Source organism: Halalkalibacter akibai JCM 9157, from assembly GCF_000513135.1.
Lineage (GTDB): Bacteria > Bacillota > Bacilli > Bacillales > Bacillaceae_D > Halalkalibacter > Halalkalibacter akibai.
Genome location: NZ_BAUV01000118.1, coordinates 1 through 1,709, shown reverse-complemented (window position 1 = coordinate 1,709; position 1,709 = coordinate 1). Strand labels below are relative to the sequence as shown.

The window sequence follows — 1,709 nt, the reverse complement described above, 5'->3', positions numbered from 1 at the left end:
AAGATATAAATACAGATTCTTTTATATTAAGAAAAATCTGGAACGATTACTGACGCGTTGCGTTGGTAGTGTGTAAAACACTTCCATTTCAAGCGTATTTGCACGAGTGTTCTCTGCTCACGTCAGGGGACTCACCCTCCCATATCTCCTGGCATCAAGTGCCTACATTCCTTCGTTGGGTCTTTCCTGACGCAGAGCTCGGTTTCTTACTCCTGCATGGACTGACCTTCTGTTGGCCGTCTAAAGTCTACGTTTACCGAATCTCTGTGCCTGTATTGTTACTATGCGAAGAAAAATACTTAACGCTTACACTAGGCTGCCTTGCTTGAAGTAATATAAGAGAGGTCCTCTAACATCCTTTCAGGATCGAACATCGTTTGACGAGTACTTAGTCCATGTAGCACTTGAATTAGCTTTCTACACAACACAACCATCGCTTCTTTCTTCGTTAGTGGGTTATCCTCTCTTGAGTAATAATAGGTGTACACTTTATGAAAGGCTGTGTTGTTTTGAATCAACGGGAGAATAGCTTTATAAAGAAGTGCTCTCAGTCGTCTTCTGCCACGTTTAGAAATCCTCTTCGCACCTTGATGTTTACCAGAACTGTTCTCTCGTAAAGTAAATCCCGCTAACTTGATAATTTGGCGTGGATGGTTGTAGTTTTGAAGAGAACCTGTTTCAGCCAATAGCTCGCTAACCGTGTTTTCACTGATACCTTTAATAGAAACAAGGAATTGAAACTCTGGTAAGCTTTTTGCCTTTTCAATCATCTCGGCAGTGACTTCTTCAAGCTGTAATTCTAAAAGCTCCAGTTGGTTGACAAGACCTTGTATTTCGATCCTTGCCATATATGCACCGTCAGTAATACCAATAGAACGCTGAGCCAAATCAATGAGCTTTTTCATTTTGGGCTTTCCTGCATATTTAGCCCCGGCTGTCTTCTGTTGGCTTACTAATTCCTCCACAGAAGCATCCTTGATATCCATTGGAAGCGGGGTAAGCTTTAAAACGGTCCGTTCTTGTTTCCCATAGTGTTTAAAGACTTGTCTAAACTCTGGGAAATAGAGGTCAATCCATCGTTGAATCCGATTTTTAACTGCACTGATGTCTTTACGCAAGCGTTCTCGGATCGCTGAACCTTGACGTAAATGATGATCGATTGTTGTCATATTCCTTGGGACACTGAAGTAACCGTTAGGAAGAAGTTTGGCTATGACACGCGCATCTTTCGCATCATTCTTAGTTTGTAAATTGTCATCCATTTCTTTAGATTGCTTCACATGTAATGGATTCACTAGCACATAAGGTAAGTCAGAGCTTTCCAAATAGAAAGCTAGGTTTTTCCAATAATGCCCTGTCGCTTCGAAGCCAATTAGGACATCTGTCTTTTGGTGTTTGTCCATTAGTTTTTGGATACTTCTAGTGAAGTGAATGAAGCCGTCTGTAGATTGATTAATTCTCCAGACTTTGGCTAACTCCCGTCCACGAATATCAACAGCGCAAGCATAGTGCTGTTCTTTAGCGATATCAATACCGATGACTAGAGTATTTTCGTGTACTTGATTAATTCGTTCATTTCGATTATTCTTCATGAGGGATCCTCCTTTTTTGATTGCTTGTTTTAGACACCTGCATCATATCGGAGGATCCTTTTCTTTTCAAGGGGGCAAGTACTAATTTGACAGGAATGCTCCTGCGGGATCAAAGGC

General features: G+C 41.3%; 1 protein-coding gene. It reads right to left on the bottom strand.

Annotated features, from left to right (window positions below; genetic code table 11):
• Positions 1–311 precede the first annotated feature (311 nt).
• Entirely contained in the window at positions 312–1,592 is a 1,281-nt protein-coding gene (locus JCM9157_RS22950) for an IS110 family RNA-guided transposase (protein ID WP_035668833.1), read from the bottom strand.
• Positions 1,593–1,709 lie beyond the last annotated feature (117 nt).

Coding starts and splice junctions, on each gene's coding strand:
- JCM9157_RS22950 (WP_035668833.1), bottom strand. CDS start 1,592: ATGAAGAATAATCGAAATGAACGAATTAATCAAGTACACGAAAATACT.